The sequence below is a fragment of the Tunturiibacter gelidiferens genome (genome assembly GCF_013410115.1).
Lineage (GTDB): Bacteria > Acidobacteriota > Terriglobia > Terriglobales > Acidobacteriaceae > Edaphobacter > Edaphobacter gelidiferens.
Genome location: NZ_JACCCV010000001.1, coordinates 2,020,302 through 2,039,099 on the forward strand (window position 1 = coordinate 2,020,302; position 18,798 = coordinate 2,039,099).

Annotated in this window: 20 protein-coding genes; 9 read left to right on the top strand and 11 right to left on the bottom strand. The window is 58.7% G+C overall.

Annotation, left to right across the window (positions count from 1 at the left end; translation table 11 throughout):
* Positions 1-2: 2 nt before the first annotated feature.
* Positions 3-947, bottom strand: a complete 945-nt coding sequence (locus HDF12_RS08605; RefSeq protein ID WP_179582102.1) for a dienelactone hydrolase family protein — start codon at positions 945-947, stop codon at positions 3-5.
* Positions 948-1,001: 54 nt separating this feature from the next.
* Positions 1,002-2,003: an NAD-dependent epimerase/dehydratase family protein gene (locus HDF12_RS08610; protein WP_179582104.1), complete on the bottom strand. Its 1,002-nt coding sequence runs from the start codon at positions 2,001-2,003 to the stop codon at positions 1,002-1,004.
* Between the two features lie 145 nt (positions 2,004-2,148).
* Between HDF12_RS08610 and HDF12_RS08615 the strand changes: the two genes are divergently transcribed.
* Both HDF12_RS08615 and HDF12_RS08620 read left to right on the top strand, forming a co-directional pair.
* Positions 2,149-2,766: a GNAT family N-acetyltransferase gene (locus tag HDF12_RS08615; RefSeq protein ID WP_246373506.1), complete on the top strand. Its 618-nt coding sequence runs from the start codon at positions 2,149-2,151 to the stop codon at positions 2,764-2,766.
* Positions 2,767-2,783: 17 nt separating this feature from the next.
* Positions 2,784-4,292, top strand: coding sequence for a helicase HerA-like C-terminal domain-containing protein (locus HDF12_RS08620; RefSeq protein ID WP_179582106.1), 1,509 nt, complete (start codon positions 2,784-2,786; stop codon positions 4,290-4,292).
* A gap of 6 nt (positions 4,293-4,298) precedes the next feature.
* On the opposite strand, the gene HDF12_RS08625 is transcribed toward HDF12_RS08620, so the two are convergent.
* The 4 genes from HDF12_RS08625 to HDF12_RS08640 all read right to left on the bottom strand — a co-directional run bounded on the left by HDF12_RS08625 (position 4,299) and on the right by HDF12_RS08640 (position 6,265).
* Positions 4,299-4,685 carry a Fur family transcriptional regulator gene (locus tag HDF12_RS08625; protein WP_179582108.1) on the bottom strand — a complete coding sequence of 129 codons (387 nt, stop codon included), beginning with the start codon at positions 4,683-4,685 and terminating at the stop codon, positions 4,299-4,301.
* A gap of 123 nt (positions 4,686-4,808) precedes the next feature.
* On the bottom strand, positions 4,809-4,952 hold the full coding sequence (locus tag HDF12_RS08630) for a DUF3309 family protein (protein WP_179582110.1): 144 nt from the start codon (positions 4,950-4,952) through the stop codon (positions 4,809-4,811).
* A gap of 430 nt (positions 4,953-5,382) precedes the next feature.
* On the bottom strand, positions 5,383-5,643 hold the full coding sequence (locus HDF12_RS08635) for a hypothetical protein (protein ID WP_179582112.1): 261 nt from the start codon (positions 5,641-5,643) through the stop codon (positions 5,383-5,385).
* Between the two features lie 250 nt (positions 5,644-5,893).
* Positions 5,894-6,265 carry a cupin domain-containing protein gene (locus HDF12_RS08640; protein ID WP_179582113.1) on the bottom strand — a complete coding sequence of 124 codons (372 nt, stop codon included), beginning with the start codon at positions 6,263-6,265 and terminating at the stop codon, positions 5,894-5,896.
* A 192-nt stretch (positions 6,266-6,457) separates the two neighbouring features.
* Here HDF12_RS08640 and HDF12_RS08645 point away from each other — a divergent pair, with 192 nt between their 5' ends.
* Both HDF12_RS08645 and HDF12_RS08650 read left to right on the top strand, forming a co-directional pair.
* Positions 6,458-7,168, top strand: a complete 711-nt coding sequence (locus HDF12_RS08645) for a hypothetical protein (RefSeq protein ID WP_257025430.1) — start codon at positions 6,458-6,460, stop codon at positions 7,166-7,168.
* A 198-nt stretch (positions 7,169-7,366) separates the two neighbouring features.
* A complete protein-coding gene (locus HDF12_RS08650; protein WP_179582114.1) occupies positions 7,367-8,542 on the top strand; it encodes a Shedu immune nuclease family protein in 1,176 nt (391 codons plus the stop codon).
* A gap of 3 nt (positions 8,543-8,545) precedes the next feature.
* On the opposite strand, the gene ffh is transcribed toward HDF12_RS08650, so the two are convergent.
* Positions 8,546-9,940: a signal recognition particle protein gene (ffh, locus tag HDF12_RS08655; protein WP_179582115.1), complete on the bottom strand. Its 1,395-nt coding sequence runs from the start codon at positions 9,938-9,940 to the stop codon at positions 8,546-8,548.
* Positions 9,941-10,095: 155 nt separating this feature from the next.
* Positions 10,096-11,382 (bottom strand): POTRA domain-containing protein, encoded by a 1,287-nt coding sequence (locus tag HDF12_RS08660; RefSeq protein WP_179582116.1) that lies wholly within the window; start codon positions 11,380-11,382, stop codon positions 10,096-10,098.
* A 364-nt stretch (positions 11,383-11,746) separates the two neighbouring features.
* Here HDF12_RS08660 and HDF12_RS08665 point away from each other — a divergent pair, with 364 nt between their 5' ends.
* The 3 genes from HDF12_RS08665 to HDF12_RS08675 all read left to right on the top strand — a co-directional run bounded on the left by HDF12_RS08665 (position 11,747) and on the right by HDF12_RS08675 (position 14,161).
* Positions 11,747-12,703 carry a site-specific tyrosine recombinase gene (locus tag HDF12_RS08665; protein ID WP_179582117.1) on the top strand — a complete coding sequence of 319 codons (957 nt, stop codon included), beginning with the start codon at positions 11,747-11,749 and terminating at the stop codon, positions 12,701-12,703.
* Between the two features lie 192 nt (positions 12,704-12,895).
* Complete coding sequence (locus HDF12_RS08670) at positions 12,896-13,945, top strand: tyrosine-type recombinase/integrase (RefSeq protein WP_179582118.1); 1,050 nt, start codon at positions 12,896-12,898, stop codon at positions 13,943-13,945.
* A 3-nt stretch (positions 13,946-13,948) separates the two neighbouring features.
* Complete coding sequence (locus HDF12_RS08675; RefSeq protein WP_179582119.1) at positions 13,949-14,161, top strand: hypothetical protein; 213 nt, start codon at positions 13,949-13,951, stop codon at positions 14,159-14,161.
* A gap of 171 nt (positions 14,162-14,332) precedes the next feature.
* Here the strand turns inward: HDF12_RS08675 and HDF12_RS08680 are convergent, their stop codons facing one another.
* Positions 14,333-15,010 carry a class I SAM-dependent methyltransferase gene (locus tag HDF12_RS08680; RefSeq protein ID WP_179582121.1) on the bottom strand — a complete coding sequence of 226 codons (678 nt, stop codon included), beginning with the start codon at positions 15,008-15,010 and terminating at the stop codon, positions 14,333-14,335.
* 272 nt (positions 15,011-15,282) lie between these two features.
* Between HDF12_RS08680 and HDF12_RS08685 the strand changes: the two genes are divergently transcribed.
* Positions 15,283-15,870 carry a hypothetical protein gene (locus HDF12_RS08685; RefSeq protein ID WP_179582123.1) on the top strand — a complete coding sequence of 196 codons (588 nt, stop codon included), beginning with the start codon at positions 15,283-15,285 and terminating at the stop codon, positions 15,868-15,870.
* A gap of 32 nt (positions 15,871-15,902) precedes the next feature.
* On the opposite strand, the gene HDF12_RS08690 is transcribed toward HDF12_RS08685, so the two are convergent.
* On the bottom strand, positions 15,903-16,592 hold the full coding sequence (locus HDF12_RS08690) for a hypothetical protein (RefSeq protein ID WP_179582125.1): 690 nt from the start codon (positions 16,590-16,592) through the stop codon (positions 15,903-15,905).
* A gap of 213 nt (positions 16,593-16,805) precedes the next feature.
* Positions 16,806-17,132 carry a rhodanese-like domain-containing protein gene (locus HDF12_RS08695; protein WP_179582127.1) on the bottom strand — a complete coding sequence of 109 codons (327 nt, stop codon included), beginning with the start codon at positions 17,130-17,132 and terminating at the stop codon, positions 16,806-16,808.
* A gap of 184 nt (positions 17,133-17,316) precedes the next feature.
* Between HDF12_RS08695 and HDF12_RS08700 the strand changes: the two genes are divergently transcribed.
* On the top strand, positions 17,317-18,798 hold the full coding sequence (locus tag HDF12_RS08700; RefSeq protein ID WP_246373504.1) for a sigma-54-dependent transcriptional regulator: 1,482 nt from the start codon (positions 17,317-17,319) through the stop codon (positions 18,796-18,798).

Here is an 18,798-nt window from a genome sequence, read left to right on the forward strand (position 1 = left end):
GATTACATTATTGCAGCTGTCTCTGTGGGTTGGTTTGTTGGACTGGCTTTCGCAACTTTCGTGTTGGTGTGGCAGGAGATGGCGGGCTGTGCTTTTTGCGCTACGGTCTTATTGTGATTTGCGTTGCTGGCAACCGGGGCCGCCTTCATCTCCTTAATCAGAGTTACGAGACGGGTGAAGGCTTGTTCGCGTGCGGTTTTGTTTCCGGGGACTGTGTTGCCTGGGTCTTCGCCGGCGCGCATGAAGCCGTGGCCTGCGCCGGCGTAGGTGATGGGCTCGTACTTCTTGCCGGCGGCCTTCATAGCATCGGTGGTAGCGGGGATGGTTGCGCCGATGCGGGCATCATTGCCGGCGTAGAAGCCGTAGACGGGAGCGGTGATCGTGGTGACGTCCGAGGGGCCGGGGCCGTAGAAGACGAAGGCGGCGGAGAGATCTTTGCGGTGAGCGGCGAAGGCGAAGGAGTTACCACCTCCCCAGCAGAAGCCCGTCACAGCGATCTTGCCGTTGGCCGCCGGTAGCTTCTTGCCGTAGTCCGCTGCGGCGTCGAGGTCGGCGGTGACGACGGCGGGATCGAGGCCGGAGATGGCTTTGACGGTGGCGTCCTGATTGGGGAAGGCGTCGGAGCCGCCGCCATTTGGGCCGAAGCCGGTAAGCAGATCGGGAGCGATGACGATGAAGCCCTGGGCGGCTAGCTCGTCGGCCATCTCTTTAGCCCAGTCGCTGAGGCCGAAAATCTCGTGGATGAGAATGATGACGGGGGCCTTCGTCTTTACCTCTGGGTAGACGACAAAGGCCTGAACGGTGCGGTCGCCATGCTTGAGAGGAACATATTCGTGGTGGCGGGGCGAGGCTTCGAGGCGGGTCTTGGCCCAGTCCTGCGCTTGGATCGTAGATGTGAGGGGGAGGAGCAGAGCAAGGGCTAGGAGGTGCAGAGCAGGTCGGCGCATGGGAGGAGTTTAGTCCTGCGGTAAGGACTCGACAAGGCGCACGGAAAGTTTTCGTCAGGCTTTGATGGATCCGTCGTCCACAGGATATGGTCCCTGAGAAAATACTTCGTTGTGATAGCCCTTGGCTCCAACCGCTCTTGCGAGAGGACTTCGAAAATCAACCCCCGCGTTGAGACTATTTATGACAGAGGTGAAGTCATATTGCGGCAACCATCTCAGTTCGTCGCGGGCACGTTCGTTCACATAAACCCGTTCGATACCGGGAAACATCTTCCAGCCCCGATGACTGTATTTGACCTCGTAGTCCGGAACCCGCTTCCGCACGACTCCGGGTGCATCGTGTCGTAGCTGTTCTAGATCGTCGCGGTGGAATGGGGTTGTTGCGCTGACAATATATCTTCGGAAACCAAGATCTGGCGCGCGTTCTGCAGCCAGCAAATGTGCGCTCACGACGTCTTCGATATCAACACGCCGGTAGAGGTACTCGTTCGCCTTTGAATTCAGATCCGAAAAAGCTTCGCGCACTTCCTGGTTGTCGTCCTCCTCAGGAAAGAATCGAGACGTCCTGAGCACGATGCATGGGAGATTTTGATTGCGATGGAATAACTGACAGAGATCCTCGGCGGCTGCCTTGGTCGCGCCGTAGATATTCTTGGGAACCGGCGTTACATCTTCGGTGATCCATGCCGCAGGATGTCCCGAAGGGGGCACAAGAGCGTCGCCAAACACACTGGTTGTGCTTGTGTGGACAAAAGACTTCACGCCTGCGGAGACAGCGGCTTCCAGCAGATTGAGCGTGCCGGTGATGTTGGTGTCGACAAACTCCTGTCGGCTATGTGTGGCAATGTGTGGCTTGTGCAGCGTGGCAGCGTGGAAGACCACCTGGACCTCTTTCATGCAGTGCGTTACGAGAGACCGCTCCGATATCGAGCCGATGTGAGTCGTAAAGGGAGATTTCAAAATATCCAGTCCCACAACTTCATGATCCAAGCTGTGCAGAGTTCGAACTAAAGCCTCACCCAGGTGACCTGCACTGCCCGTGACTAGAAATTTCATAAAGTGTCGTTCCGTGCATCCCAGGATTGGTCGGAGATGCGGCTGTTTCCGTCATGGTAAATGAATTAATTAAGGCTACTAATCGCGAAACAAATCATTGAGGTGCAACCCGGAAGATCGTCACGCCGGATTCCGCTGCAGTGACATGGCTCGCCATCTGGGCTTTTATACTTTGCTGACCATGCGATTTCAATTGAGAGTGGCTACGGCGAAGGATGTGGGAGCGATTCGCGAACTGATCGAGGCTTCGGTGCGTGGGCTTCAGGCGAAGGATTATTCGACGGCGCAGAGGGAGGGTGCGTTGGCGACAGTATTCACGGTGGACAGTCAACTGATTGCGGATGGGACTTACTTTCTCGCGATTGCTGAAGGTGGTGAGATTGCAGGGTGTGGTGGATGGAGCTTTCGGAAGACCCTGTATGGAGGAGATCATCAGGTCGAGAAGATTGCTCTGGAGAGGCTGAATCCGGTGGTGGATGCGGCGAAGATTCGGGCGATCTTTGTGCATCCTGATTTTGCGCGAAAGGGCTTGGGAAGTCTGATTCTAGCGGCTGCCGAGGATGCTGCGATCGCGGAAGGGTTTACGCACTTCGAGATGGGCAGTACGTTGACGGGCGTGGGGCTTTATGCGCTGAAGGGGTATCTGGAGTTGGATCGTCGGCAGGTTCCGGTGGGCGGTGGGGAGACCATTGAAGTGGTGAGGATGGTGAAGCGGCGCGGCTTTGATGTTGGCACGACGCCGTGTAGTCTTCAGGCAGATTGAGAGTTGGGAGTGAACCGATGATTGAGATGCCAATGATTGCGAAGGGTGCAGACGAGCTCTATTTGCTGCCGGGAATGACGAATCGACATGGTCTGGTCGCCGGGGCCACGGGGACTGGCAAAACTGTCACGCTGCAGGTCATGGCGGAGGCGTTGAGTTCGATTGGGGTGCCGGTGTTTGCCGCGGATGTGAAGGGAGACCTGTCGGGAATCTCGCAGGCGGGGAAGAGTTCGCCGAAGTTTGATGCGCGGGTTGCTGCGATGGGATTGGGGGAGTGGAGCTTTGCGGGGTGTCCCGTCGTGTTCTGGGATGTCTTCGGCAAGCAGGGACATCCTGTGAGAGCTACCGTCAGTGAAATGGGGCCGCTGCTGTTGAGCAGGATTCTGAATCTGAACGATACGCAGACGGGTGTGCTGACATTGGTTTTCAAGATCGCCGATGACAGTGGATTGCTGCTGTTAGATATGAAAGATATGCAGGCGATGCTGCAGCATGTGGGTGAGGGCGCGAAAGAGTATCAGACGCAGTATGGAAATATTTCGGCGGCGAGTATCGGGGCGATTCAGCGTGGGTTGGTGGCGTTGGAGCAGCAGGGAGGCGACCTTTTCTTCGGCGAGCCGGCGCTGAATATCGATGACCTGCTACAGGTAGATTCCAGCGGCAAAGGTGTGGTGAATATTTTGGCTGCGGATCAGCTGCTGCAATCGCCGCAGTTGTACGCGACGTTTCTGCTTTGGCTGATGAGTGAATTGTTTGAGAAATTGCCCGAGGTTGGAGATCAGGAGAAGCCGAAGCTGGTTTTTTTCTTCGATGAAGCTCATCTGTTGTTCAACGATCTGCCCTCAGTTTTGCAGAATCGCATTGAGCAAGTGGTGCGGCTGATCCGGTCCAAGGGAGTTGGGGTATTCTTTGTGACGCAGAACCCGATCGACGTGCCGGATACGGTGTTGAGCCAGTTGGGCAACCGTGTTCAGCATGCGCTGCGGGCGTTTTCTCCAAGAGATCAGAAGGCAGTGAAGGCGGCGGCGCAGACGTTTCGCGCGAATCCGAAGGTGAATGTGGAGGCTGTGATTACAGAGATGGGTGTGGGGGAGGCGTTGGTCTCGTTCCTGGATGAGAAGGGGATTCCGGGAATGGTGGAGCGGGCGATGGTATGTCCGCCGCATAGCCAGATTGGGCCGATTACGCCGGAGCAGAGGGCGGAGATTATCAAAAATTCGGTGGTGGCGGGGGTGTACGAGACAGTGGTGGATCGGGAGTCGGCGTATGAGCGACTGAAGGGGAAGGCCGTGGTTTCGGGGGGTGGGGCTGCCGGTTCGGCAGGGTCTCTCACAGGTTCGGGATCGGGTTGGATAGAGGCGGCTGGGACGGCGTTGGGTGGGGTGCTGGGACAGGGGAGTTCACGGAGAGGGGATACTGTGTTGCAGGCGGCGGTGAAGAGTGCAGCGCGGACGATGGGGAGCACGGTGGGACGGCAGCTGATCCGCGGGGTGCTGGGATCGTTGCTGGGAGGATCGAAGAGGTAAGCTTGGCTACTTGGCGCAGGAGGAGCAGGTGCCGTAGACGAAGAACTCGTGGCTGGAGTACTTGAAGCCGCGGGGTAGCTTCGGTCTGGACTGCATCTCGCAGCCTTCGAGTTCGTGTACGGTGCCGCAGGTGTTGCATTGGAAGTGGTGATGGTGGGCCTTGCCGGCTACTTCGTAGCGGGTGGAGTGGCCGGGGACGTCCACTGGGGTAAGCCACTTGTCGTCGACCAGGCTGCCGATGTTGCGATAGACGGTGGCGATGCTGAGCGCGTCGACCTCTTTCTGGGCGAGGGCGAGAGCCTCGTCGGGGGAGAGAGGGCGGTCGGCCTCAACGAAGGCTGCGCGGATGGCGTCTTTCTGGCGGGTGTTACGGGTCTGGACCGATATTGGCATGAGCGCGCTTGGCACGCTTATCTTAGCGTGTTGCGAAGATAGTCTCAACTAGAAGGGGAAGGCGCGGAGGGCTGGGTCGGCCCATTCGTTGCTTGAGGGCTGCGCGGAATGGGCCGGTCTCAGTTAGATAACTTTTAGCAGAAGCAGGATGAGAACGATGAGCAGGATGAGGCTGATGCCGCCGCCTCCGTAGTAGCCGAGGCCAGGTCCCAAACGATAGCCGCCAAAGCCGAACACCAGAATCAGAATGATCAAAAGGATAAGCATCTTTAGTTTTTCTCCGTTCGGCGAAGTTTCGCCAGTTGGAGGTGTGATGCAGATTTTGTTGCGGACGCAATAACAATTTCTCCCGTGCTCCACTGATTGTCTTCAGGCCGGGCTCGAACTCGTTGGTACCCCCTCCCCCTCCCCCCAAGGGGATCTTGCGGCTAACTTATCTATTTTCAGTAACTTGAAGGGAGGGTATATCTATAAAATATTCAAAACAGGAGACTTGCGTGCAAAATACTTGTTTTGAATGAGTTGCAAGATTTCTATCGAGCTACACATCCCTCGCTGCTTAGGTCCATCCATCCCATCTCATGACCGCTGTTAACAGGATATCTGTTTCAAGCGGGTAGATACGCCACGCGAAAAACCGCATCTGGAGCGGGTTTTCGCGTGTATGGGGCTTGACATGCGATTTATGGGTTGTTTTTCAGGTATGTTGCAGGCTTGTTTCTGGTGTCTGCCGAGGAATGCCGGGTCTTCTGCTGGCGATCAGGTTTCGACATACGGGACAGCGGACGAGGTGGTCGGCGGCGTGACGGTATGCGGCCTGGAGTGCTTCTGCTGTATCCATCTCGAGGGCGATCTCGTAGCTGGATCTTGTTTTGCCGGGGAGTTCGCACTGGCGGCGGAGGGATTCCACCAGGTTTCCTATGAGCAGGGCGGCGTCGGGACAGGAGTGGATCGACATATCGTGCCTCCTTCTTCGAAAGAGACTTGCGATAGAGGTACGACGCGGCGAGGTGCCTGGATGGGGGTCTGCGAGAGTTTTCTTCTCTAAATGGGGATACGTCGGTGGATAGCAGTGGAGCGACCGGCCGGTTCAAAGGAGATTGCCGCAGTCTTTGCGTAGAGGAGCTACGATCTTCGCTCCGGGCTAATCAATCGTTGTTGAGAGGGGTGCTGTGCTCCCTTGCGGTTGAATTGGGGAGGGTTTGCGATTATTTTTCCTTTTCGAGTTCGACGACCATGACTTCCATTGGTTTGTCTCCGGCGTTGATGTCGGAGTGGAGGGTGTTGGGTGCCATGGCGGGGAGCCAGTAGGCTTTGCCTGTCTCCCATACGTGGGTCTCGGTTGCGCCGGAGGGCTCGACGATGTTCATGGTGCCGCCGGTGAGCGCGATGATGACGCGGGGATGATCGTGGTGGTGCATGGCGAGTGGCTGGTGCGGCATGACGATCGTCTTCCAGACTTTGACGTCTTCATTGTCAAACTGAGGGAATCTTTGGGTCTTCTGTTCGACCTGCGAGATGAGAACAGACGTGCTGAGGGCGGCCGCTAAGAGGGCGGCCACGCGGGTGACGTGCTTCATGGGTGTCTCCTTTTGGCGAGGAGTTTAGCACGCGGTTAGACGGCTGGCATCTTCGTTCGCGCGTGGCGCAAGTGCCCAGATGTCAGGATCGAGATATAGGCATCGGGCATAACATTGTTGCGTCTGAACGGTCTCACAGTTAGGAATGACGGCCCGGGCAGGTGAATCGACTTATTCAAGGAGGCAGGTGCAATGTCAAATCGAATGGTTGGAACGATAGTGTCTGGCGTGGTGTGTGGCGTGGTTCTACTCGGTGCGGCTGGTGTCGGCTGGGGGCAGGGAGCGAAGGCGCTGTATCCGGCGATGGCTCCCATAGAGCAGTACCGCGTGGCGAGCGTGGCGGAGGAGGTTGCGCTGGCGCGCAGTGCGGCGAATGCGGCAGTGAGCGGCGATGCGGAGGTGATGGTGCTCGGTAGCCACGGCTACGAGACGGCGGCAAAGGGGAAGAACGGCTTCGTCTGCCTGGTCGAGCGGTCGTGGGCTACTAACTTCGACGACTCTCAGTTCTGGAATCCGAAGCTGCGTGCGCCGCACTGCTTCAATGCGGCTGCTGTGCGGTCGGTGATGCCGGCGTACCTGAAGCGGACGGAGTTGGTGTTGTCCGGATTGCCGAAGGATCAGGTGGAGGCACGTATGAAGGAGGCGGTGGCGAAGAAGGTCATCGGGACGCCCGAGCAGGGGGCGATGTGCTACATGCTGTCGAAGCAGGGCTATCTGAACGATCATGACGGCCACTGGCGTCCGCATCTGATGTTCTTCCTTCCCTCCGTGGATGCGGCGAGCTGGGGTGCAAACCTCGACGGGTCGCAGGTCTTCGCTGCGCAGGGAGACCCCGAGCCGGTGACGATCTTTATGGTTCCGGTGATGACTTGGTCGGATGGGACGGTGGAGGAGATGAAGTGATGGAGTCTCTTTGCGGCACTCGGCTAGCGGTTTGCGATCCCACCCTTCGCAGAAAGGGCGAAGGATGGGGCACCCGAGCATTAGTTTGAGAGTGCGGGCGGGCCACCCGAATGTTTTCGCGTTCTTACTATCGGCCGGCCGCCGTGGAATTTATACTTAGCCGTCACTGTTATCAATGCATTTATGAACCGAGGGCCGATGTCCGAGAACTACGATTATTTTCGCCGACGGTTACCCAACAAAACGTACATAAGTAGAAAATTTCCTGAGACCGCGAGCGACGAAGATAGTCGTTCACTTCGAATTGCATACAAAGTGTTTGACACTGACGGGGGCATTTCTTTGATAAGACGGCTAGGCGAAACCATCATTCAAAAGTCTCCGGCTGAGCGCAACCAAATAAAAGCTACTTTTTACGAAGATGATCGAAGCTTATCTCGTCTGACAATCCAAAAGTTTATCCGCAAAGGAACCAGTCCTCAAGAGCTTTATTTTTCATTCGGGCCAGCCGAAATTCTTCGGTTATTTAGATTTATTCAGAGTCTCCAGAAGGTTCCGCTTCTTGATGGTCAAACCATGTCGGTAACTGACGACGAACTGGAGAAGATATTGCTTTCTTCTGATCAAGTCAGACGATTAGTTAGTGAAAATCAACCTCTTGTATTAGAGATGCTTCGTTCCGAAATAACACCGAGTGATATCGTCGCCCTAAGCTATCGAAAAAAACAGTTGGATCGATTTCACAAACTACTGTTTGATCCTGCATATTTCAAAGAGCAGGCATCCGATCTCAACAAGACAGAAGAGGCCCTGTGGCAGGCGTTCTTTGAAGAAAATAAGTGGGTATTTGGCTACGGATTGACCTATTTGTTCTTATCGAGTTTGGATGGCAGTAAGCTCGAACAAACTGTCGCCGGATCCGATATATGGGGGAAGGGTAAACGGGCCGATGCTCTCATGAAAACTAGAGGCGCGATCGAAGCGCTATGTTTCGTGGAAATCAAAAAACATACGACCTCGCTCTTAAAAAGCGCCCAATACAGGTCTGAATGCTGGGTTCCCTCTGATGAGTTGGCGGGTGGCGTCGCACAATCCCAGATTACCGTCGCAAACACATTAAAAAGGGTTGTTGAGAAATTTGAAACTACCGATGAAGATGGCAACTTGACCGGCGAGCAAGTTTTTTCTTACCAGCCTCGCTCATTCTTAGTTGTGGGCTCTTTGAGTGAATTCCAGTCTTCTAACGGTACGAACTCTAAAAAATATCGCTCATTCGAGCTATATCGGCGAAACACAGCTCGACCGGAGATAATTACTTTCGACGAACTCTACGAACGCGCGAGATTTATCGTTGCTTCAGAAGAACAGGCTTAAGCATCATCTGCCGAATTTTTGTTTGCCTTGCATTTGGCTCATCATGCGTTGCTGGGCTTTGATGCCGCCGCCGGAGCCCATGGACTTGAACATCTTGCGCATCTGGGAGTACTGGCGCAGGAGGTTGTTGACGTCTTGAACGGTGGTTCCGCTGCCGCGGGCGATGCGCTTGCGGCGGTTGCCGTTGATGATCTCGTGGTCGAGACGCTCTTTTTGCGTCATCGAGTTGATGATGGATTCGACGCGGGTGAACTGGCCCTCGTCTACGTTTTCGACGGCCTGCTGCATGCCCGCGAAGGGGCCTACTGATGGCAACATCTTTAAGATTGACTTCATGCTGCCCATCTTTTTTATCTGACGGAGCTGGTCGCGGAAGTCGTCGAGGGTGAAGCCGTCGCCGGAGAGGGCCTTCTTGGCGAACTGCTCGGCTTTGCCGCGGTCGAGGGTGGATTCGGCGCGCTCGAGGAGGGTGGCGATGTCGCCGTGACCCATGATGCGGGAGACGATGCGGTCGGGGTGAAAGGGCTCGAAGGCGTCGGGCTTTTCGCCGGTGCCCAAGAATTTGATGGGGGCTCCCGTCACGTGGCGGATGGAGAGGGCAGCGCCGCCGCGGGCGTCGCCGTCCATCTTGGTGAGGATGGCGCCGGTGATGGTGAGGAGATCGTTGAAGGCCTTGGCGGAGTTGACGGCGTCCTGGCCGGTCATGGCGTCGGCGACGAAGAGGATCTCGGAGGGGTTGAGGAGCTTTTTGAGCTCGGCCATCTCCTGCATCAATGCGGCGTCGATCTGGTTGCGGCCGGCGGTGTCGACGATGAGCATGTCGCAGCCGAAGTTGGCGGCGTCGCGCTTGGCCTCTTTGGCGAGGCGGAGGACGGCTTCGGTGCCGGGCTTCGCGATATCGGAGTCGGTGAGTTTGCCCTCGTAGAGCTGGGCGGAGATGGAGCGCGCTACGATGGCGAGCTGCTCGCGGGCGGCGGGACGGTAGACGTCGACCGACACGAGCATGGGGCGGTGGCCGGCTTTTTTGAGCCACTGGGCTAGCTTGCCGCTGGTGGTGGTTTTTCCGGAGCCCTGAAGGCCGGCCATGAGGATGACTGACGGTGGCTGGGAGGACTTCTGGAAGCGGGCGGTGTCTCGGCCGAGGACGTTGACGAGTTCGTCGTGGACGATCTTGACGATCTGCTCGGAGGGCGAGAGGGCGGTGGCGACCTTTTCGCCGATGGCGCGGGTGCGGATGTGCTCGACGAGCTCGTTGACGACGGTGAGGTTGACGTCGGATTCGAGGAGGGCGAGGCGGATCTCGCGGATGGCGTCGGAGATGTTCTCGTCGGAGATGGTGCCCTGGCCGCGGAGGGTCTTGAAGGAACGCTGGAGTTTGTCGCTTAGGTTTTCAAACATGACTGCTTCAAGTTTACAGGGAAGAGGGGGAGGACGCGCGGCGGGAGGGGAAATGCCCGCTACGCGCGGGGCGGTCACTTCGTGACTTGTATACCCCTTCGGTTGGTGCTCTCGTTAGTCGCGAGACGGAGCTGGGGCAGCACGCCGTGCACCCCTTAGTTCAGGACGCCGCCCTTGGCGAAGGTGATGGTGAGGTCGACGAGGTGAGTGTCGGGGTCGGAGGTGGCTTTGTAGGTGGCGGAGTAGCCGGCGAGGGACTGGAGGGCGCTGTTTTTGTGGAGGAACTCGGTGAGGTAGGTGGCGTCGTAGAAGTCGCCGGGGTTCATGTGCCAGGCGGAGTCGAACTGTTTCTGCTGCTCGTCGGAGAGGCCGAGGGCTTTGACGCTGTGGATGTGGTACTGCGGGCCAGGGTCGACGGTGATGGTGTAGGAGACGTGGTGGCTGAGGTGGTCGAAGGTGGCGGGGGCCTTGACTTTGGCGTCCTGAAAGCCTTTGGCGAAGTAGGCGCCGGCGATGATGGAGAGGCTTTGGCGAAGGGCTGCTTCGGAGGCCATGTCGCCGGGCTTCATTTTGGTTTGTTTGTTGAAGTCGGCGGTGCTGATGATGTCGGAGCCTGGCCAGGTGAGCTGAAAGAGCTGGTAGGGCTGGCCTTCGCTGAGTGTGGCGGTGAGGTCGAGATCGATACCACTCGGGGTAACTTGAGGCGGGGCCTCAGTGAGTTTGAGCACGGCCATGTCGAGGTAGCCCTGGTTGTGGTAGGCCGAGGTGAGTGCGGTGGTGATGGAGGTATGGGTGGTGTTGGTGTCGAAGGGTTGATTGGTCTGGTCTTTGATTACGGTGTCGAGCTTCGGCCGCATGGCGGGAGAGGCGTGCACCAGGGTGAGGGTATGGACGCGAACCTGGGGGGAGTCGATGGCGAAGCCGATGGAGGATGGGGTGGCACCGGGTTGTGAGCTGACGGCGATTGCCACGATGTTGGCGGTGACGCCCTTTTCGGCGACCATGGCTTTGAGGGCGGAATAGATGGTGTCCTGGAGGTTGCCGGCGGTGGGGACGAGGCCGGTGTAGAGAGGGACTCGGGCCTTGAGCGCGGCGGTGAGTTCGGCGGGAGACCACCAGACGAAGTTGGTAAAGGAGGCGGGGAGGAGGTTTTCGGGCGGCATCGGCTTGAGATCGTAGACCAGGCCGGTTGCGTTGGACTCGAAGCGGATGTCGGAGAAGAGACCGGTGTCGCTGAGGTGCTGGGCGGCGGCTTGAACGTCTGCCTGGGTGGCGGTTGCTCCGGGGTGCAGGCCGCTGACTTTGAGGAGGTCTGCCTGCGAGAAGGTGGGAGCGCCGGTGAAGGTGACGGGCGGCAGTGTGAAGGACTGTGCGGAGAGGTGGAGGGTGGGGACGGAAAGGCAGAGAGCGAGGAGAGTGAGCCTGAGAGTGGTCGAGCGCATTTGAATGGAAGATACCCCATGCCGCGATGGGAGGAAAGATGATTTATGGGAAGAGACTTTTGAGAGAAGTCTGTCCTGCCGGACGGGCCCACTGCGCGTGGGGCGGGCGTTCGCACGCCTTTTTACTGCTTCGCTCAGGTCCTACCGTTGGTCGGAGGAGAAGTTGACTCCGACCAACGGGAGGACCTGAAGCAGCTAGTCTCGCCGAAACAGGGTATACGCGTCACGAAGTGACCGCTCCACGCGCAGTGGGCCCGTCCGGCAGGACGCCTTCTGGCAAGTGGCGGACTTGGTGAGTGGCCAGGTTGGTTCGGGTCGTGAGTCGGCAGGCACGGAGGATTGGGGAGCGGGATAATCGACTTCTATGCACGAGATTGGTCAGGCCGGCGGGAACGCGCGGACGGTAAAGGAGTTTCTGGCGTATCTACGAGTCGAGAAGGGTCTGAGACCAGCCAGCTGTGAGGCTTATCAGCGGGATCTTGAGCAGTTTGCTGAGCATGTCGAAGGGCGGAATGGGTTGCTGGTGGGAGCGACCCAGGCGGATGTGAGCGAGTTTATGGAGAGGCTGCGGGGGCACGGGGTGGAGTCGCGGTCGATTGCGCGGAAGCTGAGTTGTCTGCGCGGGTTCTATCGCTGGCTGCTGATGGATAAACGGATTGCCCATGATCCTACGGTGAACGTGGAGACTCCTGCGAGTTGGAAGGTGCTGCCTAAGTCGCTGGCCGAGGGCGAGGTGGCCGAGATGCTGGAAAGGACAGGTGTTGCCGCTCGAAGCGCCGATGCAGATGGGCTGGCGCTGCGGGATCACGCGATCCTGGAGTTGCTGTACGCCGGGGGGCTGCGGGTGGGGGAGATCTGTGCTCTGCGGGTGGAGGATCTGCATCTGGACCAGGCGAGGGCGCAGGTGAGGGGCAAGGGCGATAAGGAGAGGATTGTGCCGCTGGGGCGGTCGGCGGTGGAGGCTTTGGAGAGGTATCTGGCCTTGGGCAGGCCGGGCCTCGTGAAGGGTGGGTTGGAGCGGGGAAGCCATGCGGTGCAGAGGGCACTGTTTCTGAGTGTGCGTGGGCATGGGCTGACGCGGCAGTGGGTCTGGGAGATGGTGCGGTCGGTTTCGGGGACGGGGAGTAAGGCCAGCCCGCATATGCTGCGGCATAGCTGCGCGACGCACATGGTGGAGCATGGTGCGGATCTTAGAAGTGTGCAGACTTTGCTGGGGCATGCCGATATTGCTACGACCCAGGTTTATACGCATGTGGCGCTGGGGCATTTGAAGAAGGTGCACCGGGAGCATCATCCGCGAGGGAAGAGGCGGGTGGTTTGAAGGGTTGGGCTGAAGGTTCGGATTGTCGGGGCGGGTGAGGGGCTTCGGGATCCTTCACTACGTTCAGGATGACGGCAAAAACAAAGGCTAAGGCAGCGGCAAAAGCGAAGGCTCAGGCAGCGGCAGAAACGAAGGCTCAGGCAGCGCAAAAGACGCAGGCGGCGGCAAAGACGAGAGCTAAGGCAGAGGCAAATGCGGGATAAGGCTGACGAGATCGAAGGATTGGCCGAAGGGTTTCTGGCGATGCTCGCGAATGAGCGCGGCGCGTCGGAGCATACCGTGCGGGCTTATGCACGCGAGGTGAGGAGCTTTGCGGCTTATCTCAACGAGACGTTGGGCAAGGGTTCGAAGGTGGGAGCGGTGGAGCATCTGCATATTCGCGCTTACCTGGGAGCGTTGTACGAGCGAGGGCTGACGAAGGCTAGTGCGGCGCGGGCGCTGGCGGCGGTGAGGAGCTGGTTCAAGTGGCTGGCGAAGGAAGGGAAGGTGGCGCAGAATCCGGCGCTGCTGGTGAGCACGCCGAAGCTGCCGAAGCATCTGCCGCGGGTGCCTAGTATGGAAGAGGTGAATCGGGTTTTGAATTCGCTGGATGGTTCGACCGAGAAGAGGGCTGGCGGGTTGGGAGGTGTCGTCTCCCACCCTTCGCAAGGTGCGCGAAGGATGGGGCACCCGGATGGTGGTGGAGATTCGGATGAGGGAGATGCTTCGGCGTGGCCGGAGCGGGATCGCGTGATCTTCGAGATGTTGTATGGGTGCGGGATTCGCAACTCGGAGCTGGTGGGTTTGAATATGGGCAGCGTGAAGTGGCGCGACGATGCGGTGCTGGTGCGTGGCAAGGGACGAAAGGAGCGGCTGGTGCCGCTGGGAGATGAAGCTGCCGTGGCGCTTCGAGCGTATCTGCCGCTGCGGGAGGCGAAGCTGGGGGCGGCAGGCAAGGGCGCACTGGTGCATGATGGGCCGTTGGTGCTGAATCTGCGAATGCGTGGGGATTGCCGGCTGACGACGCGGAGTGTGGGGCGGATTGTGAAGGCGATTGCGTTGAGCCGGGGGCTGGCGGCGGATGTTCATCCGCATACACTGCGGCATGCGTTTGGGACGCACATGCTGGAGGAGGGTGCGGATCTGCGTGCGATTCAGGAGATGCTGGGGCATGAGCGACTTTCGACGACGCAGAGGTACACGCAGCTGACGGTGGGTCAGGTGCAGAAGGTGTATGACGAGACGCATCCCCGGGCGAAGTGAGGTTTGTCTTCAAATAATTTTTGGATTGCCGGGAGATTTTTTAATCTTGTGGCTGTGGGGCGTTTTTGCTGGGGGTTTTGCGAAAAAGGTGTTTTTGAACGTGGCTTTTTGATGGTGGGATTGTGGTGGATTGTGGTGAGTTGGTGGTTGGTTGATGGTGTTGTTTCTGGTGGCGAAAAAAGTGACACGGTTTTGAGATTTATTTTCGTGTCATGAGATCCGCTCCGGCCGCGCTGATCGGATTCGCGGAGGTTGTGGTGGGTTTGCTGATTGCGATGGCGCGCTTGTAGCGGATTTGCTGTTGGTGTGAGGAAGGCAACAGCAGATTCCCTTCGGGAATGACAAACAGAAGGGCACGGCAGACTCCAGGCCAACGACTACTTTGCTCTAGCTGGTGGCGGCGAAGACGTAAAAGTCGGCGAAGGAGGTTTCTTCGGGATTGGCCGGGTCGTAGGGATAGGCGTTGGGGGTTTTGGACAGGAGAGACCACCGCGGTTGGTTTCGGGCCACCCATTCGGTGAACTTTCGATGGTGGACGTGCTTGTAGGGCCAGTCCCGCTCCATGTTGCTGGAGTAGACGATGACGAAGCGGCTGGCGGAGGCGAAGAGTTTTTGCATGTAGGCGTCAAAGACGTGGTCCTCGACGACGTGGTAGATCACGTCGAGGGACAGCGCCAGATCGGCCACGGTGCCTGCGGGAAGGAGACTGGCTTCGAAGAAGCGTTTGGTGGGATCGCTGGCGAAGAGAGTGCGACATATCTCAACGGCTTTGGGGGAGATGTCGACGCCGGTGTAGCTGGGATAGCGGGCGAGTTTGAGTTGGGCACCGTCGCCGGAGCCGTGCTCGATGACGGAGGAGATGCGGTGCTGCTCGACGAATGTGTTGAGGAAGTTGGCTTTGAACTCGGCCAGCCGGTTGTAGCTGCCTGCGCCTGAATCGCCGCCCTTGCGATAGCGCTGATCCCAGTAGTCGACCGAGCTCCTGAACCGCGCTCTGCGGAGTTGAAGGAGACCCTGACCAAGAACCGGGACGTTCTTTAGGAAGGACTTGACGCTTCCTAGCATTCGGTTTACCTCATTTACCTGGCGATGGGACGGCCACTTTTAGTTTGGACCCGAGGAGCAAAAAGAAGTTAGTTGAGCAAGTATGTTTCGCCGGATTTTCACAAAGCTTATCATGATGCCTAAGTGAGGACCCTGTGCGATTTGTCGCAGGTCTGCAGTTGAACCTCAAGTGCAACGGCGTAAGGCACGGGCGACTGCTTTTCGAGTATTCTGCGGGGAGATTCGAGGTGCGGCGTGTGGTAAGCCTGCATCCAATGGGGACGAGGTACGGGATGCTGGCACGATTGGCGAAGGGCGCGGGGTTGGCGGCGGTGGGGTTGGCGTTGATCGTGGGGCAGGGATGTAAGAAGAAGCAGGCTCCGGTGGTGGTGCAGCCTGTGGTTCGCACGGTGCCCCGCGCTGCACAGCCGGATTTTCCTGATGATCCGCCGCCGGTGCCAGTGGTTGCGGATCAGAGAGCGCATCACGCAGTACGGCGAATGGCGCCACCTGTGGTGCAGGCTCCCAGGCCGGTGGTTGACCCGGAGGCGTTGGCCGAGGCGCAAAGACAGAGGGATGCGAGTCTTTTGCAACGGCAGCAGGCGGCTTCGCAGAGGCAACAGCAGGAGCTGAATGGGGTGGTGCAGCGGAGCTTGAAGATTCAGCAGGACCAGCAGGCGGAGCCGAGGATTCAGGAGGCGCCGCAGGTTCCGATCACGCAACAGCCGGTGCCGGGGCAGGAGGGTCCGCGGATTTCGGATAATCCGAATGTGCCGCCGCCGCAGCAGCAGGCTGAGCCCGAACAGCCGGAGCAGCCGGGGACAAATCCTTCGCCGGAGCAGCCGAATCAAGAGCAACCGCAGGTGCCGCCGCAGAGTTAGCAGGGATTTTTGACCGGTCAGGGTCTTGTGGATCAGTGTCTTGAGATGAGCAGGATGTGGGCGGGCTCGGATGCGACCGGAGAGATCTGGAAGGATTGGCTGGGGGCTATGGGAAGGACGGTGCCTATCGCGATCTTCGTGGTTTGACCGTCGTGGGTGAGGGCTGTGGAGGAGAAGGCGATCAGGACAGATGGGGCTGCCGTGGGTGGGACGTTGCAGGGCGCGGGGTTGACGCAGACGACGCGGAGAACTGTGACGTGCGGGGAGGAGAACTCGGTGGCGCTGATGTTGTGGGTGAGGTCGGTGGGGGCGGGGCCGCGGAAGTCGGGTGTGGTGTCGGGCAGGGTGAGGTTGGGGAGTTCGACGCGGAGAAAGAGGGAGGGCAGGTCGCTGAGGTTTTCGATGGAATGGCGCTCGATGATGCCGCGGTTGAAGCGGAAGGCTCCGAGCTGGGTGGGGGGACGGGTGACGGTGGAGGGCGGTGTCCCGTCGTGGATGATGTTTACGGGGCCTGAGTTGTTGAGGTAGACAAAGACGGTTGGGGTGGCGGGGTGGTCGTGGACGGGAACCTTTTCATGCGGGCCGTACTGGACACTGATGACTTTGAAGGCGTCGTTGGTGAGGACGGTGTGGTAGTTGGAGGGAAGGGGGCTCGGGTTCTGCTGGGCTGCGAGGGGCAGCGAGCTTGAGAGAAGGACGATCAACGGAAGGATCTTATGCAAGCAAGGCCTCCTGTGGGTGTGATGCGTTGAGGGTGGGAAACGGGCGATTGCAGCGGTGGGACGACAGCAGATCCCCTTCGGGGATGACAACGAAGAACGGCAACTGCAACGGCAAGGGCAACGGCAGATTCCTCCGCTGGCGCTGCGGAATGACAACCAAAAAAGCGGAACGACAGAGCGACAGCGAGAGAAGCGGCAAAGGGACGTTTTGGGTTAGTAGCGGGGGATGGCTGGGTCGATGGTGCGGGACCAGGAATCGATGCCGCCGGCCAGGGACTGGACGTGTTCGAAGCCTTGATTACGCAACCACATAGTAACGCTGAGGGAACGGGCTCCGTGATGGCAGAGGACGACGATGGGGGCGTCGGGGTCGAGTTCGGTGTGGGCGCGGGAGGGGATCTCGCCCATGGGGATGAGGGTGGAGTCGGGGAGGTGGGCCGTCTGGTACTCCCAGGGCTCGCGGACGTCTAACAGGAGGGGGGAGTTGGGCTGCTGGCGGAGGGCGGAGAAGGCTTCTACGGTAATTTCGGGCTCTAACATGGTTTCAAGGATATCCTTAGAGATGGCGTACGGCACAGGTCCCGAGACGGGGCCTGGGCGAGGATTGAGTTAATGGAGTCGGTTCCGCGAAGCGTGCCGGGCTGAGGATGTGATTGAGCAGGGTGCATCCTGTTTGATAAGCTCTCGAATTTAATTGCGGACGGTGGCTGCTTTGGAGACTGTCTTGGGTTCGACTACTGGTTTTGGTTTGGAGAGTGTGTTGGAGAAGGTACTGATTGTTGAAGATGAGGTTCATGCACGGAGTGGCCTGACGGAGCTGATTGAGAGCTGGGGCTATAGGGCTGAGTGCGCGGCGGATGGCATGGAGGGTCTGGAGAAGGCGGTGTCGTGGGCTCCCGCGATCATTGTGACCGACCTGAAGATGCCACGGATGGATGGGATGGAGCTGTTGAGCAGGATTGGCGAGCTGCCGCAGAGGATTGCGGTGGTGATGCTGACGGCGCAGGGGTCGATTGAGTCGGCCGTCGATGCGATGCGGATGGGGGCGTACGACTATATTCCGAAGCCGGTGGACCCGCATCGGCTGAAGACGATTCTCCATAATGCGAGCCGGCAGCGGGAGGCGGATGCTGAACTGGAGGCGACGGGTCGGCAGCTAAGGGACACGGGCGTGCTGGGGCCGATGGTTGGGTCGTCGCCGCAGATGGTGGATATCTTTTCGATGATCGAGAGGATCGCTCCGTCGAATGTGTCGGTGCTGGTGACGGGTGAGAGTGGGACGGGAAAAGAGCTGGTAGCGCGGGCTCTTCATGACCTGAGTGCGCGAAGGCTGAAGCCATTTGTGGCGGTGAACTGCGCGGCGATTCCGGAGACGCTGATCGAGAGTGAGATCTTTGGGCACGAGAAGGGCGCGTTTACCGGGGCGCTGGAACGTCGTGCGGGGTGCTTTGAGTTGGCGGAAGAGGGTACGCTACTGCTCGACGAAATTGGCGAGATGCCGATGGCGACACAGGCGAAGCTGCTGCGTGTGCTCGAGGACAGAAAGCTGCGAAGGCTGGGCAGCAAGATTGAGACGCCGGTGGATGTGCGGGTGGTGGCTGCGACGAATAAAGATCCGGAGAAGGCTGTGGCGAGTGGGGAGCTGCGTGGGGATCTTTACTATCGACTGAATGTTTTTAATATCCAGATGCCTCCGCTGCGCGATCATTTGATGGATGTGTCGGCGATTGCGGAGAAGATGATCGACGATATGAACGAGCGGCATCACTGCACGGTTGCGGGATTGAAGGATTCGCTGATGACGCGGCTGGAGAGCTACAAGTGGCCGGGCAATGTTCGGGAGCTGCGGAATACGATTGAGCGGGCGGTGATTCTGGCCGGGTCGGGGATGCTGGGGATTGAACATCTGCCGCCGCACTTTGGAGAGCCGGGATTTGCTCCTCCGCCTAATCGGGTTGGCGTAGCGGAGGCTGCTGCTGCGCAGATGGCGCACTTTGAGGACGGCCAGCGGCGTCTGGATGAGTCGAACTCAGTGCGGGTGGAGGTGGGAACGACGGTGGACGAGGCAGAGAGGCAGCTGATTCTGAAAACGCTGGTGGCGACCCATAACAACAAGACCAAGGCCGCTGAGATTCTGGGGATCAGTTCGAAGACTCTGCAGAATAAGCTGAAGGAGTACTCGAACGCTGCTGCTGTGACGGAGTAA

What these genes read in the sequence shown, in the direction of transcription:
- HDF12_RS08605 (WP_179582102.1), bottom strand. Translation starts at nt 947, where the DNA reads ATGCGCCGACCTGCTCTGCACCTCCTAGCCCTTGCTCTGCTCCTCCCC.
- HDF12_RS08610 (WP_179582104.1), bottom strand. Translation starts at nt 2,003, where the DNA reads ATGAAATTTCTAGTCACGGGCAGTGCAGGTCACCTGGGTGAGGCTTTA.
- HDF12_RS08615 (WP_246373506.1), top strand. Translation starts at nt 2,149, where the DNA reads ATGGCTCGCCATCTGGGCTTTTATACTTTGCTGACCATGCGATTTCAA.
- HDF12_RS08620 (WP_179582106.1), top strand. Translation starts at nt 2,784, where the DNA reads ATGATTGAGATGCCAATGATTGCGAAGGGTGCAGACGAGCTCTATTTG.
- HDF12_RS08625 (WP_179582108.1), bottom strand. Translation starts at nt 4,685, where the DNA reads ATGCCAATATCGGTCCAGACCCGTAACACCCGCCAGAAAGACGCCATC.
- HDF12_RS08630 (WP_179582110.1), bottom strand. Translation starts at nt 4,952, where the DNA reads ATGCTTATCCTTTTGATCATTCTGATTCTGGTGTTCGGCTTTGGCGGC.
- HDF12_RS08635 (WP_179582112.1), bottom strand. Translation starts at nt 5,643, where the DNA reads ATGTCGATCCACTCCTGTCCCGACGCCGCCCTGCTCATAGGAAACCTG.
- HDF12_RS08640 (WP_179582113.1), bottom strand. Translation starts at nt 6,265, where the DNA reads ATGAAGCACGTCACCCGCGTGGCCGCCCTCTTAGCGGCCGCCCTCAGC.
- HDF12_RS08645 (WP_257025430.1), top strand. Translation starts at nt 6,458, where the DNA reads ATGTCAAATCGAATGGTTGGAACGATAGTGTCTGGCGTGGTGTGTGGC.
- HDF12_RS08650 (WP_179582114.1), top strand. Translation starts at nt 7,367, where the DNA reads ATGTCCGAGAACTACGATTATTTTCGCCGACGGTTACCCAACAAAACG.
- ffh (WP_179582115.1), bottom strand. Translation starts at nt 9,940, where the DNA reads ATGTTTGAAAACCTAAGCGACAAACTCCAGCGTTCCTTCAAGACCCTC.
- HDF12_RS08660 (WP_179582116.1), bottom strand. Translation starts at nt 11,382, where the DNA reads ATGCGCTCGACCACTCTCAGGCTCACTCTCCTCGCTCTCTGCCTTTCC.
- HDF12_RS08665 (WP_179582117.1), top strand. Translation starts at nt 11,747, where the DNA reads ATGCACGAGATTGGTCAGGCCGGCGGGAACGCGCGGACGGTAAAGGAG.
- HDF12_RS08670 (WP_179582118.1), top strand. Translation starts at nt 12,896, where the DNA reads ATGCGGGATAAGGCTGACGAGATCGAAGGATTGGCCGAAGGGTTTCTG.
- HDF12_RS08680 (WP_179582121.1), bottom strand. Translation starts at nt 15,010, where the DNA reads ATGCTAGGAAGCGTCAAGTCCTTCCTAAAGAACGTCCCGGTTCTTGGT.
- HDF12_RS08685 (WP_179582123.1), top strand. Translation starts at nt 15,283, where the DNA reads ATGCTGGCACGATTGGCGAAGGGCGCGGGGTTGGCGGCGGTGGGGTTG.
- HDF12_RS08695 (WP_179582127.1), bottom strand. Translation starts at nt 17,132, where the DNA reads ATGTTAGAGCCCGAAATTACCGTAGAAGCCTTCTCCGCCCTCCGCCAG.